Annotated in this window: 16 protein-coding genes; 3 read left to right on the top strand and 13 right to left on the bottom strand. The window is 73.0% G+C overall.

What is annotated here, in order from left to right; all coding sequences use genetic code 11:
- Positions 1-75: 75 nt before the first annotated feature.
- On the bottom strand, positions 76-1,404 hold the full coding sequence (locus ABZZ17_RS35170) for a ricin-type beta-trefoil lectin domain protein (RefSeq protein WP_356882533.1): 1,329 nt from the start codon (positions 1,402-1,404) through the stop codon (positions 76-78).
- A gap of 180 nt (positions 1,405-1,584) precedes the next feature.
- Entirely contained in the window at positions 1,585-2,040 is a 456-nt protein-coding gene (locus ABZZ17_RS35165; protein WP_356882531.1) for a hypothetical protein, read from the bottom strand.
- A gap of 178 nt (positions 2,041-2,218) precedes the next feature.
- On the opposite strand from ABZZ17_RS35165, the gene ABZZ17_RS35160 reads away from it, so the two are divergent.
- Both ABZZ17_RS35160 and ABZZ17_RS35155 read left to right on the top strand, forming a co-directional pair.
- Positions 2,219-3,484 carry a histidine kinase gene (locus ABZZ17_RS35160; protein WP_356882529.1) on the top strand — a complete coding sequence of 422 codons (1,266 nt, stop codon included), beginning with the start codon at positions 2,219-2,221 and terminating at the stop codon, positions 3,482-3,484.
- Complete coding sequence (locus ABZZ17_RS35155; protein ID WP_356882527.1) at positions 3,472-4,125, top strand: response regulator transcription factor; 654 nt, start codon at positions 3,472-3,474, stop codon at positions 4,123-4,125. The genes ABZZ17_RS35160 and ABZZ17_RS35155 overlap by 13 nt, the downstream gene beginning before the upstream one ends.
- 160 nt (positions 4,126-4,285) lie before the next feature.
- Here ABZZ17_RS35155 and ABZZ17_RS35150 read toward each other — a convergent pair whose 3' ends face one another.
- From ABZZ17_RS35150 to ABZZ17_RS35105, 10 genes are all read right to left on the bottom strand, one after another.
- Complete coding sequence (locus ABZZ17_RS35150; RefSeq protein WP_356882525.1) at positions 4,286-4,795, bottom strand: DinB family protein; 510 nt, start codon at positions 4,793-4,795, stop codon at positions 4,286-4,288.
- A 111-nt stretch (positions 4,796-4,906) separates the two neighbouring features.
- On the bottom strand, positions 4,907-5,560 hold the full coding sequence (locus tag ABZZ17_RS35145; protein ID WP_356882523.1) for an LPXTG cell wall anchor domain-containing protein: 654 nt from the start codon (positions 5,558-5,560) through the stop codon (positions 4,907-4,909).
- 162 nt (positions 5,561-5,722) lie between these two features.
- Complete coding sequence (locus tag ABZZ17_RS35140; RefSeq protein WP_356882521.1) at positions 5,723-7,822, bottom strand: RICIN domain-containing protein; 2,100 nt, start codon at positions 7,820-7,822, stop codon at positions 5,723-5,725.
- 365 nt (positions 7,823-8,187) lie between these two features.
- Positions 8,188-8,520, bottom strand: a complete 333-nt coding sequence (locus ABZZ17_RS35135) for a TcmI family type II polyketide cyclase (RefSeq protein ID WP_356882519.1) — start codon at positions 8,518-8,520, stop codon at positions 8,188-8,190.
- 41 nt (positions 8,521-8,561) lie between these two features.
- Entirely contained in the window at positions 8,562-9,041 is a 480-nt protein-coding gene (locus ABZZ17_RS35130) for an SRPBCC family protein (protein WP_356882516.1), read from the bottom strand.
- A 1-nt stretch (position 9,042) separates the two neighbouring features.
- Positions 9,043-9,297, bottom strand: coding sequence for an acyl carrier protein (locus ABZZ17_RS35125; RefSeq protein WP_356882514.1), 255 nt, complete (start codon positions 9,295-9,297; stop codon positions 9,043-9,045).
- A gap of 75 nt (positions 9,298-9,372) precedes the next feature.
- Positions 9,373-10,626 (bottom strand): beta-ketoacyl synthase N-terminal-like domain-containing protein, encoded by a 1,254-nt coding sequence (locus tag ABZZ17_RS35120; protein ID WP_356882512.1) that lies wholly within the window; start codon positions 10,624-10,626, stop codon positions 9,373-9,375.
- Entirely contained in the window at positions 10,623-11,894 is a 1,272-nt protein-coding gene (locus tag ABZZ17_RS35115) for a beta-ketoacyl-[acyl-carrier-protein] synthase family protein (protein ID WP_356882510.1), read from the bottom strand. Before ABZZ17_RS35115 ends, ABZZ17_RS35120 begins: the two co-directional genes overlap by 4 nt.
- Entirely contained in the window at positions 11,891-12,337 is a 447-nt protein-coding gene (locus tag ABZZ17_RS35110) for a cupin domain-containing protein (protein WP_356882508.1), read from the bottom strand. The genes ABZZ17_RS35115 and ABZZ17_RS35110 overlap by 4 nt, the downstream gene beginning before the upstream one ends.
- 101 nt (positions 12,338-12,438) lie before the next feature.
- Positions 12,439-13,539, bottom strand: coding sequence for a SchA/CurD-like domain-containing protein (locus ABZZ17_RS35105; RefSeq protein ID WP_356882506.1), 1,101 nt, complete (start codon positions 13,537-13,539; stop codon positions 12,439-12,441).
- A gap of 274 nt (positions 13,540-13,813) precedes the next feature.
- On the opposite strand from ABZZ17_RS35105, the gene ABZZ17_RS35100 reads away from it, so the two are divergent.
- Entirely contained in the window at positions 13,814-15,445 is a 1,632-nt protein-coding gene (locus ABZZ17_RS35100; RefSeq protein ID WP_356882504.1) for an FAD-dependent monooxygenase, read from the top strand.
- Positions 15,446-15,500: 55 nt separating this feature from the next.
- On the opposite strand, the gene ABZZ17_RS35095 is transcribed toward ABZZ17_RS35100, so the two are convergent.
- Positions 15,501-15,710 carry an acyl-CoA carboxylase subunit epsilon gene (locus ABZZ17_RS35095; RefSeq protein WP_356882537.1) on the bottom strand — a complete coding sequence of 70 codons (210 nt, stop codon included), beginning with the start codon at positions 15,708-15,710 and terminating at the stop codon, positions 15,501-15,503.
- Positions 15,711-15,780 lie beyond the last annotated feature (70 nt).

Genomic DNA, 15,780 nt, shown 5'->3' with positions numbered 1-15,780 from the left:
ACCGCCGCGAGGTACGTCGCCGCCTTCTGCGGGGTGTCCGGGACTCCGGCACCCAGGATCACCGAGCTCCGAGCGCTACTTCGGGGCGGTCCAGACCTGGCGCTTGTTCGTGTTCGCCGTGTAGAGCTGGACCACGGTCCCGTTGGCGGTCGCGCCACCCGTCACGTCGAGGACCTTGCCCGACGCCACGTGCACGATCTGCCCCTTCGCGTTGACGGACCAGCGCTGCGCCGCCGAGCCGTTGCAGTCGTGCAGGCTGATCTTGTTGCCGTTCGTGTTCGCGTTGCGCGCGTTGTCCAGGCACTTGCCGAACGCGCGGAACGTACCGTCCTTGCCCAGGATCCACGACTGCGCGGCCGAGCCGTTGCAGGTGTAGAGCTGGATCTGCGTGCCGTTGGCCGCCTTCCCGCCCTTGACGTCGAGGCACTTGGCGCCGAGCCCCGACACCCTGCCCTGCGGGGACAGCACGGCTCCGGCGCCGGACGCGAGGCGGCGCAGACCCTGTAGGTCGAACTGCTGGACGTAGGTGCCCGCGCGCTTGTCCTGGTACGCGTACGCCGGTGAGCACATGACCGGGAACTGGCCGGAGTCGGTGCCCTTCACGCAATCGCTCTTGTTCAGGCTGCGGTTGGCGTGCGTCAGGCCCAAGGTGTGCCCGAGCTCGTGACTCACGTGGTTGCGCATGTACGTCTCGCCCATGGCGGCGGTTGGCTTGCCGGCCGCGGTGAAGAAGCTGCTGTCGATGTAGGCGTGCCCGCTGGTGACGGTCTCGGGCAGCGAGGCGTTGGTGAAACCGCAGCTGAGGTTCGCGGTCCCCGAGCCGTCCCGCACGACCTTCCAGCCGGTGTTGCCCATGGTGCCGCCGTCCGCCGGCGGTACGCACGGGCGGGGCAGGACGCCGACGACGACCTCGCCCCTGGGCCTGACGTAGTCCCAGCCGACGGGCTTCGTGTCGACGCTCACCGGCAGGTTCGTGATGCGCTGGAGGTCCGCGGCGGAGGCCCGTACGTACGGAGCCAGCCAGTCCGCGGACTTCTGGTCGTAGAACTTGACCGTGTAGCCGGTCGTCAGCCACTTCGTGGCGCCGCTCAGCTTCCACCCCTCGCCCTGGGGCGGTGCGGGCGGTGCGGGCGCGGCGGCCGCGGCCGTGCGCGCCGCGGGCTTCGCCCCCGGAACGCCGAGGGACAGGACGCCGCCCCGGAAGGCCGTGCCGTCGTCGGTGTACGCGGCGGAGTCCTCCGCGTGGGATTCGGGAGCCTCCGAGGGCTCCAGCGGGACCGACGCCTCCGTCGGGGGTGCGGTGTCCTCGGTGCCGAAGGCGGTGGAAGGGAGCTGGAGGCTCCCGAAGACCGCCGCCGCTGCGGCGGCGACCATGGCTATGCGGTGCTTGCCCGTGAAACGCAAGTGCTCGTTGCCCTCTCATCGTGGATCACTTCCCGGACCCCGGCCCGGGCAGGGGCTCGCGAGAATCGAACAGATGATAGGTCAGCTACGGAAAAGGGCACGCACGGGCCGTAGTTGACGGTGGGTCCGCCCGCCCCCGCGTCGCCGCCCGTCCCCGCCCGTCCCGCCCGTCCCCGCCCGTCAGGCGGTACGCCGTACGGCCACCGCCGCGCAGACCGCCGCCAGCGGCAGCTCCGCCGCGGCCGCGAGCACCAGCGCCGGGCCCTGGCCGCTCGTACCGGCCGAGGTCGTCACGTCGAACCAGGCGTCCATCACCAGCAGAGCGGCCGTCGCCGCCGCCACCGGCGACACCCGGGAATCCCCCTTGCGCAGCAGGAACCCCGTTCCCGTCAGCCCTGCGGCCAGCATCGCGTCGAGGCCGATCCACGCGGCCGACCAGTTCGACACCTGCGCCGACTGCGGCACGGTCCGGGCCAGCACCACCATCCACGGCAGCAGCGCCAGCCCCGCCCCGGTGAGCACCGTGGACAGGCGCGGACCGCGACGGCCGGCGCGGGGGCGGGACCCGCCCCGCAGGGCTCGGTTCCGCAGGAGCGGGAACCGCGGGGCCGGGAACCGCGGGGCGACGAGGGTCATGACGGGAGGTCTCCTTCCTGCCCGGCGGACCGTCCCCCGGGCACACCACCACTCTCGTCGCGCGCCCCGGCGAGATCACTGGCTCCACGGCCCGAACCGGGGGTGGTGCCAGGTACACCCCGGGCCGGGCACCAGGGTGGTGGAAGGGCCCCCCGCACGTCCGATTACCGTACGAGTCATGGCATACAGCGGCGCGTTGAGGCGTACGTACACCTGGATCGCCGCGCACACCCCCTGGTCGGTGTGGGCCCGGCACAACACCGCCTTCTCCGTGGCGGCGATCCCGCCCGCCCTGCCCGTCGTCCTCGGACTCGTGGTGCTGACCGCGACCCCGGCCCGCACCCCGCTCCCCCTGCTCGTCGTCCTCGCCTTCCGCCCGCTGCTGACGTTCCTTCAGCGCAGCCGGCTGCGGACCATGCTCGGCCTGGACGTACCGCCCGTCGTGCGCCACCACCCCTGGAACTCCGTCCGCGGACTGCGCGAAAGGCTGCGCTCCGAGGCGACCTGGCGCCAGTACGGCTACCACCTGCTGGTCAGCCCGTTCGCCGCGCTCGCGGGCGCGCTGATCGCAGTGGCCTGGGCCGCCGGCGCCGCCGCCGTCACCATCTACGCCTGGGAGTGGATGCTCCCCGCCGGCGGGGTGATCACCGGCCCCGACACCTCGGCCCGCTACGACCTGATCACCGCCGCGGGCGTGCTGACCCTGCTCGCCACGCCGTGGGCGGCCGCGCTCACCACCCGCCTGGACGCCTCCGCGGCGCTCGCCCTCCTCGGCCCCAACCGGGCGCGCGAACTGGAACGCCGCGTGGAGGACCTCGCCGAAAGCCGGGCCGGAGTGCTCGACGCGGCCGACATCGAACGCCGCCGCATCGAACGGGACCTGCACGACGGCGCCCAGCAGCGGCTGGTCTCCCTCGCCATGAACCTCGGCATCGCCCGGGCCACCCTCCACGACCTGCCACCCCAGGCGAAGGCCGTCATCGACGAGGCCCACCGCGAGGCGAAGGAAGCCATCGAAGAACTGGGCGACCTGGTACGGGGCCTGCACCCGGCCGTCCTGGAGGACCGGGGACTGGACGCCGCGCTCTCCGGCATCGCCGCCCGCGCCCCGCTCCCCGTCGAGCTGTCGGTGGAACTGGCCCGGCGGCCGGACCCCACCGTCGAGGCCGTCGCCTACTTCGTCGTCTCCGAGGCGCTCGCCAACGTCGCCAAGCACGCCCGCGCCGACCGCTGTTCCGTCCGTGTCGCCCGCGTCCCGGGCCGGCGGGGCGACCTGCTGCGGGTGGTCGTCACCGACGACGGGGCGGGCGGCGCGGACCCGGCCGGCGGCACTGGTCTGGTGGGCCTGCGCAAACGCGTAGGGTCGGTCGACGGAACACTGTTGATCAACAGCCCCCTCGGGGGCCCGACCGTCATCACCGTGGAGCTGCCGTGCGGGCTGTGATCGCCGAGGACTCCGTCCTGCTGCGCGTAGGACTCGTCCGGGTCCTCGAAATGGCCGGGTTCGAGGTGGCCGCCGAGACCGGCGACGCCGAAGGGCTGCTCGCCGCCGTCGGGGAACACCGGCCCGACCTCGCGCTGATCGACGTCCGGATGCCGCCCGCCTTCACCGACGAGGGCGTCCGCGCCGCCCTGGCGATCCGCGCCGAGAGCCCCGGCACGGCCGTCCTGCTGCTCTCGCAGTACGTGGAGGAACGCTACGCCGCCGACCTCCTCGCGGCCCCGTCCAGTGCGGGCATCGGCTACCTCCTCAAGCAACGCGTCGCCGACGTGGAGGCGTTCGTGGACGCCCTGCGCCGCGTCGCGGCCGGCGGGACCGCACTCGACCCGCAGGTCGTCGCACAGCTCCTGCTGCGCCGCGGCGGGCCGGACCCGCTGGAGCGGCTGACCCCGCGCGAGCGGGAGGTCCTCGCCCTGATGGCGGAGGGCCGCTCCAACGCGGCGATCGCGGCCGGACTCTTCGTCAGCGAGAGCGCGGTGGCCAAACACATCAACAACATCTTCGCCAAGCTCGACCTCCCCCCGGCCGCGGAAGCGCACCGCCGGGTCCTCGCGGTGCTCCGCTTCCTGAACGGCACGACCTGACGGGACCCGGGCGGCGGGCCTCCGGGCTCTGACCGGCGCGCCGTTCCGACGACGTGGCGTCCGCCGTCGACGGTGAGGACGTCCCCCGTCGTGCCAGGGGGTGTCGATCGGCCGGGCGCGACCGCGTTGACCCGGACACCGGGGCCCAGACCGCTCGCGATCAGCGGCGTTCGAGGGCGCCCCTGATGTAGGCGGCCTGGCCCGCGTGCTGGAGGTCGTCGGACAGGACGCTGACCAGGCGGACCGCCAGGGTGACCGGGGGGTCCCAGCGCTCGTCGACCACGCGGTCCAGGTCGGCCGCGGCGAGGCCGTGGACGAAGCGCAGGGTCCGTTCGTGGACGGCGTCGAAGTAGCCCAGCAGGAGGTCGCCGGAGTCGACGCGCACCGACGCGACCTGGCGTGCGGTCTGGCCGTAGCCGGTCGCGTCGGCGGGGAGGCCGAGCGCGAACCGGTCGGCCCAGCCGTCGGAGCGCCACACCTGCTCGGTGTCCGCGGCGTCGGCCAGGTGGTCGTCCTGGACCCGGGTCAGGTGCCAGACGAGCCAGGCGATCGAGTTCGCCTCCGGGTCGAGCCGGGCGTTCAGTTCCTCCGGGGACAGCCCGTCGACCACCTCGTGCACCACCTCGTGGATGCGCCCGAAGCCGTCCGCGAGTACGTCCGTTGCCTTCATGTGCCGTCCCCAGCCGTGTTCCGTCGTGTGCCGTCGGGGCGCCGCCGGGCCGGCGGCCGCCGCCGGGACCACCATGCAAGGCCCGCGGGCGGCGGCGCCGCAGACACTCCGTCAGCGGCGCGACAGGCGCCTGCGGCGCAGGAACACGCCGGCCGCGGCGCCGGCCAGGGCGATGCCCACGACGCCCGCGGTGGTCCACCAGCCGGTGTTGTCGGTGGAGCCGGTGGGCCCTGCCGCGGACGGGGAGGGCGCGGACGGCCGCGGGGACGGCGCGGCCTCGGGCGAAGCGGACCGCGCGGACGCGGGCGCCGGGGCCGGGGCGGAGGGGACGGTGGACGGCGCGGTGGACGGTGCGGTGGAGGGGGCCGGGTCCACCACCGGCACGCCGATCTCCCGCTGGCCGTGTCCCAGTCCGGGGAAGCCCGCGTCGACGCTCACCGTCCAGGTGCCGGGCGGGAGCACCTCGGCCGTCGTCCAGCCGGCCTTCGTGCCGGTGTCGCGGACCAGTCGCCAGGGGCCCTCGGTCCGGCTGCCGTCGGCGCTGACCGCGTTCACGGTGGCGGCGACTTGCTCGTCCACCGGGTCCCCGTCGTTCTCCCACGTGACGTCGGCGGTGACGTGACCGTCGCGCTGACCGGTGACCACCACCTTCAGGGTGTCTCCGTGGGCGTGTACGGGTCCGGCCAGGACGACCCCCTGGACCAGGCACAGCAGGGTGAGGCCGAGTCCGGCCAGGGTCGGGGAAGCGAGGGGACGCAGGCGCATCGGCACGGTGCTCCAGGTGATGAGGGAGAGCGGGAGGGGAGCGTGGGGGGGGCGATGGGGGAGGTGGGGGAAGCGGAGGAGCGTGGGGGAGGAGAACGGGAGGAACGGGGGAGCGGCGGGCGGCCGCAGGGGAGTACGGCCGCCCGCCGGTTCTGGGGGTGGTCAGCCGGCCTTGCGGGCCGTCCAGACCTGCGCCGGACGGCCGTCCGCGCGCTGGAGTTCGAGCAGCCAGTTCCCGTAGTAGGGCCGGTCGCTCACGGCGAGCGCGAAGCCGCCGCTCGGGTCGGCGACGGTCACCGTGCCGTCGCGGGTGGAGACCTTCCAGCGCTGGGCGCCGGAGTTCCCGCAGGGCTGCTGCGCGACCCACATGCCCGCCGCCGGGGCGCCGCCCGGCTGGAGGCACTTGCCGGAGACCGCGGACCGGATGCGGACCAGTCCGTCACCGGCGTCGTCGAAGAACCACTGCTGCTGCGCGTACCCGTTGGTGCGCCCGGCGACGAGGACCGTGCCGTCGGCGGTGCGGCCGCCCCACAGCTCGGCGGCCATGCCGGTGCTGCCGTTGCCGAGCACGTAGCGGGTGCCCGGCGTGGTGGCGCCGCCGCCCTTGTCCGCCGTACGGAACGAGGCGGCCTTGCCCGCGCCGCTGTCGCGGCCGGAGCCGTCACGCACCGACACGGCGGCCGTGTACGCGGTACCCGGCTGGAGGTTGTAGACGCGCAGGGACGTGGACTGCACCCAGGTCAGGTGCTTTCCGTTCAGCAGGACCTGGTACCAGACGGCGCCCTCGGTCTTCGGCCAGCTCAGCACCACCGAGTCCGCCTGGACCTGGCCGGCGGTCACGGCCGGGCCGCCCGTCGGCTGCTTGGTCGGCGTCGGCGTCGGCTTCTGCGTGGGGGTGGGCTTGCCGGTCGGCGTCGGTGTCGGGTTCGGACCCGGGTCCGTGCCGCCGCCGGAGCGCATCAGGAACTGGTTGTCGGCGATGTTCCAGTGGGTGGCGAGGTAGCTGCCCGCCTTGGGACTGGTGTGGAAGTAGTCGTCGTGGTTGCAGTCCAGGATGTTCTCCGCCGCCTGGTTGGTGCAGACGTTGCGCATCTTCGGGTAGTACGGGGTGTCCGAGTAGCACATGACGTCCCACTCGTCCGTGCAGTGCGCGCCGCGGCTGGTGTTCGGGGCGCTGTTGTTGACCGCGCCCAGGTTGTGGCCCAGTTCGTGGGCGGCGGTGTGGCCGCCCCAGCAGCCGGAGTCGGTGCGCCCGTAGGAGGGGCCGAAGTTGCTCAGGTTGTTCTGGCCCGGGCGCTCGTCGCCGTTGAAGGTGCCGATGCCGCAGTAGACCTGCGCGTCCGCGAAGATCATGTACTTGCGGTCGCGGCGGTCCAGTCCCTTGGCGGCGAGCGCCTTGTTGGTCGCGCTGAACTCCGCGAGCGCGGACTGCGGCAGTTCGATGCTGAGCACCGAGGGGGTGCAGTCGGCGGCCGTCACGTAGCGGATGTGACGGACACCGCCCGTCTCCTTGGCGCTCGCCGAGTAGATGACGTCGGCGTCGGCGGCCCACTTGCGGAACGAGGCGAGGTACTCGGCGTAGCGGTCCTTGCCCGGGGCGTGCACGTACACGACCTGGACGCGGTTGCCGGTGCTGCCGTCGCCGTCGCACTGGACGGTCTGTCCCGCCGGGCCGGCGGCGACCGCCTGGCTTCCGGAGGCGGGCGGTGCGGGCGCCGCGGCGGCCGCGGCCTTGGCGCTGCCGGCGTCGGCGGCGGCGGGCGCGTCCTGAGGACGCCCGCCGCCTTCCGTGGCGGCCGGGTCGCCCGTGGCCGGGGCGGCGGGGTCGGCGGCCGGGGCCTTCGCCCGTACCGCGGGCTGGACGTCCTTCTTGATGTCGACGCCGCCGGGAGGCGCGTCGGGGCCGTGCGTGCAGTGGCCGGCGTCCGTGCGGTAGACACCGGCGCAGTGGTCTTCCTTGGGCGCGGCCTCCAGGCCGTCGTAGACCATTCCGCGTGCGCCCTCGTTCGCGGGCTTGGCCGCGAGGGGCGCCGGTTCCGCGTCCCTGGCGGGTGCGGAGGCCGGCTCGGGGGAGCCGGCGCCGGGTCCGGCGGCCACGGCGGGCGGGACCGCTTCGGCCTGGTCGCCGAACCCGGAGTAGGCGAGGCCTCCCGCCATCACCGCCGCCGCGGCCACGGCGGCGGTGACGAGTATGAGCCGGCGGGGTCGGCGCCCGTCCTCGCGGGGTCTGCGGCGTCGGCCGCCCGCGCGTCTGGCTGTCATGCGCACCTCAAATCGATGTGAGGGGGGTGGGTGCGCGGAAGCTTGCCAGAAGGACGCCGAGAAGAATTCGGACAAACGGGAGACGGATCCGAGAAATCTATCCGTTACCTTGTGGATGAATCTGATGAACTGTCAAAGACCAATAAAACAAAGGGAGTTACGCGCGTCGCACGATAATGGTCCAGGCCTTTTCGGTGATGTCGTTATCGAATCGAGATATGAGGCGGAACCTTGTTGACGGCAATTCAGTCAGGTATTCATTCAAAAACTACCTGCCGAATCTCTCCCGTCACGAGCGGTGAACCACGGCCCTGGGTGCCCAGGCCGCCCGGTCGTTCCGGCGGCGGCAAGGGCACCCGTACGGACTACCTTCCGGCCTCCCGCTCCCAGCGGTAGAACCGGTGCGCCATCGCGTCCTTCGGACCCCGCCAGGTCTGCGGGTCGTGCGGGCTGATGAACGCCGAGAGCCGGTCGCTGAGGTCGCGGAACTCCGGGTGCCCGGTGACCTGCGCGATGGCCGGGCCGGGGTCCTTCTCCGACTCGATCAGGTGCAGGTACACGTCCCCGAACTGGAACAGGCTGCGGCGGCTGACCCCCACCAGGTGGGGGAGCTCGCCCGCGTCCGAGGCGGCGAACAGATCGGCGATGTCGGACGCCGAACCGGGCTGCATGCGGGCCACGATGAGGGCTTGGTGCATCGGGAGGGCTGCCTTTCGTCTCGGTGGGTGCGGCCGGGGCCTCAGCGCCGGTCGGCGACGGGGGTGCGGACCCGGCGCTGACTCTGCTCGATCTTGTCCCGGATGAGTTCCATCTGGATCCGGGAGTTGTGGTTGATGCGCCGCGTCATGCCCTCGTCGTCGATCGGGGCGTCCGGCTTCATCGCGAAGTCCTGGACCCAGCGCATGCGGGTGCCGCCGGGCACCTCGCCGTACTCCCAGTGGATGTCCATGTGGGCGAACGGGCCCGTCTCCACGCGGCGGGCCTTCACCGTGAGGCCCTTGCGGTCCACGGTCCGCTCGGAGACCCAGCTCCACACCACGCCGTTCTCGTCCGGGTGCATGGCGAGACGGAAGCGCGTGGTGTTCCCCTTCTGCTCGAGGATCTCGATCGTCGCGTACTCGCTGAACAGCTCCGGCCAGTTCGGCAGGTCGTTCGTGACGTCCCACACGACGTCGACGGGCGCGTTGACGGTGATCTCGTTGTCGGTGTGTCCAGGCATGTCAGGCTCCGGTCATCAGGCTGTTGTTCACGAGGTCGAGGAACTCGTGGGGGCTCTTGCAGCGGTCGGCGTCGGTGGGCAGGGCCCGTCCGCGCCGGTTCTCGAGCTCGCCGACGATGCCGAGCAGGCCCAGCGAGTCGAGTCCGTACTCGTCGAACTTCGACTCCGGACGGTTCGCCATCTCGGAGGGGTCGACGGTGATGCCCGCGGTCTTCATCAGGGCCGCGAGCTCTTCCATGGTCAGTCGGTCGGACATGGGTGCCTTCTCTCTTTCCTGCTTCCGGAGAGCCGCGCCGAGGAGGCCGCGGCCCTGACGAACGGGTCCCGATCCCTACGCGGGCGATTCGGGCCCTGTGCGGAGGACGAGTGCCGCGTTCGAGCCCATCAGGCCCCGGCTCAGTACGAGCGCGGTCCGTACGGGCACGACCCGGGCGCTGCCGGTGACGAGATCGAGGTCGTGGCAGACGTCGAAGACGTTCGGCGTGGGGGGTACGACGCCGTGCTCCAGGGCCAGGACGGCCGAGGCGACGTCGAGGGTGCCGGCCGCGCAGTACGCCCGTCCGGTACCGGTCTTGGGGGCGGTCACGGCCACCTTGGCCCCGTGCCCGCCGAGCGCGTCGTGGATCGCCCGGACCTCGGCGGCGTCCGCCTCCGGCGTCCCGAGGGCATCGGCGAAGACCACGTCCACCTCCTCCGGTGCGCAGCCGGCCTCCGCGAGCGCGCCGCGGATCGCGCGGGCGAGCCCCTGCGCCGACTCCTCCCAGCGCCCCGGCCCGGTGAAGGTGGCGGCGTGGCCGGCCAGTACGGCCCGCACCGGCGCGCCCCTGGCCGCGGCCGCGGCGGCCTCCTCGACCACGAACATCGCGCCGCCCTCGGCCGGGGCGAACCCGCACGCCTTCGCGGTGAAGGGCCGGTAGGCACGCTCCGGTTCCTCCCGGGTGCTGAGGCCCGGGTACCCGAGCTGGCACACCACCGAGTACGGGGCGAGCGGAGCCTCCGTGGCTCCGACGAGCATCGCCCGGCTGCCCTGGCGGATCTGCCGGGCGGCGTGCGCGAAGGCGTCGAGCCCGCCCGCCTCGTCGGAGGCGACCACCCCGCACGGGCCCTTGAACCCGCGCCGGATGGAGACCTGGCCGGTGCTGGCCGCGTAGAACCAGGCGATCGACTGGTACGGGCCGACGTAGCGGGGGCCCTGCCCCCACAGCCGCTGCAGCTCGCGCTGCCCGAACTCGCCGCCGCCCGAACCCGCGGCGGTGACCACGCCCACCGCGTACGGGTCGTCCTCGTAGTCCGCCCGGCCCAGCCGGGCGTGCTCCAGGGCGAGGTCGGCCGCGGCCAGGGCGTAGTGACTGAAACGGTCGGTCTGCACCAGGAAGCGGTCCTCGACCAGGGCGCCGGGCTCGAAGCCCCGCACCTCGCCCGCGACCCGCAGCGGCAGGTGCTCGCACCCCTCCCGCGTGACCCGGTCGAGGACGCTCTGGCCCGACTGGGTCGCCTTCCAGAAGGCATCGGCGCCGATCCCGTTGGGCGCGACGACCCCGATGCCCGTGACGACCACCGACTTTCCGGCAGTACGGCTCTTCACGCGCGTACCTCCTTGGGCTGGGTCAGGACCACGGCGGACTGGAAGCCGCCGAATCCGCTGCCGACCGACAGCACGTTGCGCAGGGTGTGGCCGCGGGCCGTGCGCGGCACGTAGTCCAGATCGCATTCCGGATCCGGGGTCTCGTAGTTCGCCGTCGGCGGCACCACGTGATGCGTCATGGCCAGGACGCAGGCGGCGAGTTCGATCGCCCCGATCGCGCCGAGGGAGTGCCCCACCATGGACTTGATGGAGCTCATCGGCGTCTTGTACGCGTGATCGCCCAGCACCCGCTTGACGGCCGCCGTCTCGTGGCGGTCGTTCTGCTTGGTGCCGGATCCGTGCGCGTTGACGTAGTCGATCGAACCGGCGTCGACCTGGGCCTGGGCCAGGGCCGTCTGGATCGCCCGGGCCATCTCCAGACCCTCGGCGGTCAGTCCCGTCATGTGGTGGGCGTTGCCGAAGGTGGCGTAGCCGCCGATCTCGCAGTAGACGGTCGCGCCGCGGGCCCGGGCGTGCTCCAGGTCCTCCAGCACCAGGACCGCCCCGCCCTCGCCGAGGACGAAACCGTCCCGGTCCGCGTCGAACGGACGTGACGCGTGCGCCGGGTCGTCGTTGTTCGCCGAGGTCGCCTTGATGGCGTCGAAGCAGGCCACGGTGATCGGGGAGACGGGCGAGTCGGAGGCGCCGGCGATGCACACGTCCATCCGGCCCTCCTGTATCGCGTGCACGGCGTACCCGACGGCGTCGAGCCCGGACGTGCAGCCCGTGGAGACGGTCTGCACCGGCCCGCGCGCCCCGGTCTGCTCCGCCACCGCGGAAGCGAGCGTGGCGGGCGTGAACGCGCGGTGCAGGAAGGGGGAGGCCAGGCGGTGGTCCACGTCCCACCAGTCGCCCTGCTGGCTGACGGCGACGTAGTCGTGCTCCAGACGGGTGGTCCCGCCCACGGCCGTGCCCAGGGAGACCCCGGTGCGCCACGCCGTGTCGCCGTCGAGTTCCAGCCCCGCGTCGGCCACCGCCTCGCGGGCGGCGACCAGCGCGAACTGGATGTACCGGTCCGCCCGGGCCGCGTCATCGGGGCCCAGGCCGTGTGCGGTCGGCTCGAAGTCGACCTCGGCGGCTATCCGGGAGCGGAACCCGGCCGGGTCGAAGAGGGTGATGCCCCGCGTCGCCGTCCGGCCGTTGGACAGCAGGTCCCAGAACGCGGCGGCGCCGATCCCGCCGGGCGCGACGACACCGACCCCGGTGACGGCCACCCGCCGGCGGGTCAAGAGACCACACCCGTACGCTCGGGCGGGCGCTCCGCCCACCCGGAGGCCTCCGGGTTCGGAGCCTCCTCGGTGTCGACGTGCCCGAGCTCCGGGCGCGGCGCGAGCGGGCCGAGGTGGAAGACCATCCGGGCCTCGGTGGAGCCGACGTTGCGGAAGCGGTGGCGCATGTTCAGCGGGACGAGCAGCCCCTGGTCGGTGCGCAGCGGGTGGGCTTCCCCGTCGAGGTCGACCTCCAGGGTGCCGCTCACCACGTACACGAACTCCTCGGAGTACGGGTGGTAGTGCTCGGCGATCGACTCCCCGGGAGCCATGACGGCCAGCCCCATGAAACCGCTGGTCGAGCCCACCGAGGTCGGCGTGAGGACGGCGCGCAGGTCACCTCCGCGCCGGGTGTTGGGCTGCGTCTCGCTGAGATCCACGATGCGCGGGTGATGTTGGGTCATGACTGACTTCCTCCTGGCGGATGCGGAGCCTGGACGTGGGGCTGCCGGTGGTGGTGGGGTGCTGCTCGGGCCGCGCCGGCGGGGCGCCGCGGCCGTCCGGATCAGGACTGCGCCGGAGCCCGACGGTCGGTGATCAGGTCCATGGGGTGGGGTGCGCCGTCCGGGGCCGCCGTGGGCTCCCCGGCCAGCAGCCGGCGCAGTACCGCCGCCTTGCGCGGGCCCTCGATGCCGAACCCGGCGGCGAACGCGCCGTCCGACGGGCCGGTGACGTCGAGGAGCCGGACCACGATGTCGTCGCGCTGGAAGACGGTGCTGCTCACCACCGGACTGGTGGGCCGCTGCGCCGCGGCCTCGTCCTGCCGGGCCAGGAAGCGGGCCACCAGCGGTCCGCAACCGGGCTTGGCCGGGTAGAACAGCGCGTGCCGGCGCAGCTGCTCCGGCTCCCGGCCGGGCGCCGCCACGTGGTGGACGGCCGGCAGGGCCGCCTTCATGAAGAACAGCCGGGCCGACTCGGCGTCGCCCAGGTCCCGGTCCTGCTCCAGATAAGGATTGATGGCCTGCTCCACGGCCCGCACCTCGGGCTGCTCCGACACGTGCCGCAGCGCCGACATCAGGTCGCCCTGGACCTCCACCGCCCGGACCACCCGGTTGCCGTGCATGTACAGGGACGTCCGGCACAGCCGGGTGTGGTCGTCGACGCGGGCGGCCGGCGAGGCGTACGAGGACAGGATCTCCGCGACCTTCTCCTCGCTGCCGGGCTTGACCGTGAAGGTCAGGGCGTGGCGCACGATGCCCGCACCCAGCCGGGGGGCGCCCTGGAGGCGGGCCGCGACCGCCCCGGAGGGGGCCTCGTAGCGCCTGCCCGTCTCGCGCAGGACGGTGAACTTCAGCGGGCGCATGGACCGGGCACAGGCACCCAGCGGGCGGACCTGCTCGGCGTGCTCCTCGCTGTTCACCCAGGCGAGGTACTGCGGGGCGCTCTCCCACTCGCTGGTGATCAGCCACTGCGAGGGGTTCTCGAAGGACTGGCACAGCTGGTCGCCGAGGTGGCCGGGCACCGAGGCGATGTCGTGCCGCAGCTGCTCGTAGGCGTCGAAGAACTGTTGCTGGACCCCCTCGTGCAGGTCCATCAGGAGGACGACCCGGAGCATGGAGCCGTCGAAGGCCGACTGCGACACCCGTTCGGACAGGGTGGTTGTCATCTGCTCACTCCTTCGTGAGGGCATGGAGTCCGGCGCTAACGCGCTCACATGCGTCTTCGGCTGCCATGGCCCGGGGCCGCGGGGCCGGAGCCCGTGCGATCGGGGACGGCGGGGCCGAGGGTCCGCCGCTGTCGCTCATCGTCATCCGGCCGGGTACGGATCGCTACATCTCCGGATCAAGCGGGTGACAAGAGGCGAATCACCAGGGCATCGAGGCTCATCGGGGGCATAAGGCGACCACTGCCCCCCCACACGAAACAGGAGCCCGCAGCTGATGGAAGAGCATGCCGATGTTCGCGTACCGGTCCTCGTCGTGGGCGGCTCCCTCGTGGGCCTGTCCACCTCGCTGTTCCTGAGCCGTCACGGCATCAGGCACCTGCTGGTCGAGAAGCATTCCGGTACCTCCGTCCACCCTCGCGGACGAGGAATCAACGCACGGACGATGGAACTGTTCCGGACGGCGGGCGCCGAGCCCGCCATCCGCAAGGAGGCCTCCGCGCTGGAGGCCAACCAGGGAATCCTGCAGACCCACGCGCTGATCGGCGGCGAGCACAAGTGGCTGATCAAGGCGGTCGACCCCTCCGGGGCGCTCGCCCGCTTCAGCCCCACCGGCTGGTGCCTGTGCAGCCAGAACAACATCGAGCCGGTCCTCGCCGCCCAGAGCCGCGCCCAGGGCGCCGACGTGCGCTTCTCCACCGAACTGATGAGCTTCGACCAGGACGCCACGGGAGTGACCGCCCTGGTGAAGAACCGCGAGACCGGTGAGCACCTCACCGTCCGCGCCGACTACCTGATCGCCGCCGACGGCCCGCGCAGCCCCGTCCGGGAGGCGCTCGGCATCCGCCAGACCGGCAACGGCGAGCTGTTCCACAACGTCAGCATCGTCTTCCGCTCCCAGAACCTCGCCGAGGCCCTCGGTGACCTGCGGTTCATCGTCTGCTACCTGATGCGCCCCGGCGCGGACGGCGCCCTGCTGCCGGTGGACAACGAGACCGAGTGGGTCTTCCACGCCCCCTGGCACCCGGAGACCGGCGAAACCCTGGAGGACTTCACGGAGGAGCGCTGCGTGGCGCAGATCCGCGAGGCCATCGGGGTGCCCGACCTGGACGTCGAGATCGGCGGCAAGGCCCCCTGGCACGCCGCCGAACGGGTCGCCGAGCAGTACCGCGTCGGCCGCGTCTTCGTGGTCGGCGACGCGGCGCACGAGATGTCCCCGACGGGTGCGTTCGGCTCCAACACGGGCATCCAGGACGCGCACAACCTCGCCTGGAAGGTCGCGGCGGTCCTGAACGGCTCCGCCGGCCCCGGCCTCCTCGACACGTACGAGGCCGAGCGGCTGCCGGTGGCGAAGGCCACCAGCGAACGCGCCTCCGCCCGTTCCGCCGAGCACAGCCACCCCGGCTACGTACCGCCCCCCACCATGGGCGGCGGCCCCGGCAGCGGCGTGCTGACCACCGCCATGGGCTATGCCTACCCCGAGGGCGCGGTCATCGGCGGCGACACCACCCGGCCGATCATCCCCGAGAAGATGCGCCTCGCCGGCGACGTCGGCACCCGCGCACCGCACATGTGGCTGACCCGGGCGGGGGAGCGGATCTCCACGCTCGACCTGTACGAGACCTCGTTCGTGCTGCTCAGCGCCCCGGGCACGCCCTGGCGGGCCGCGGCGGACGAGGTGGCGCGGCAGCTGTCGGCGCGCCTGGACGCCTACACGATCGGTTCGGCGCCCGACGCCGACCTGGTCCAGGCGCCCGACGCCGACTGGGCCGCCCTGCACGAGCTGCCGGCCGACGGCGCGGTGCTCGTCCGTCCGGACGGGTTCGTGGCCTGGCGTGCGGAGGGCGCCGCGGCGGATCCGCGGGCGGCGCTGCTGGAGGCGATGTCACTCCTGCTCGCGCGTTCCTGACCGGCCGCTCCTGACCGGCCGTTCCCGACCGGTCGTTCCCGAGCGGCAGGACGGGTCAGCGGCAGGCCCAGCACCCCGCCCAGCATCCGTGGCCCACCGGCCGCGGGCGCGGGCGGCGGTGCCGGTCCTGCGCGGGGCGGGTGGCCAGTGCGGCGGCCCGCCCCGCGAGGCAGGCGACCACGACGGCGATCGCGGCCAGTTCCTCGGGTTCGGCGGTGCCTCGGTGGACCCGGAGCAGGCTGGCTATGGGGGCGTCGTTTCGCATCGACACGGCCTCTCAGCAGGAGAGTTCACCTTGCCGGGGCCGCTGGGACCCTGACGCTCACGACGCTACG

The organism is Streptomyces sp. NPDC006512 (genome assembly GCF_040611935.1).
GTDB lineage: Bacteria > Actinomycetota > Actinomycetes > Streptomycetales > Streptomycetaceae > Streptomyces.
This window is presented reverse-complemented; position numbering and strand designations above follow the sequence as displayed.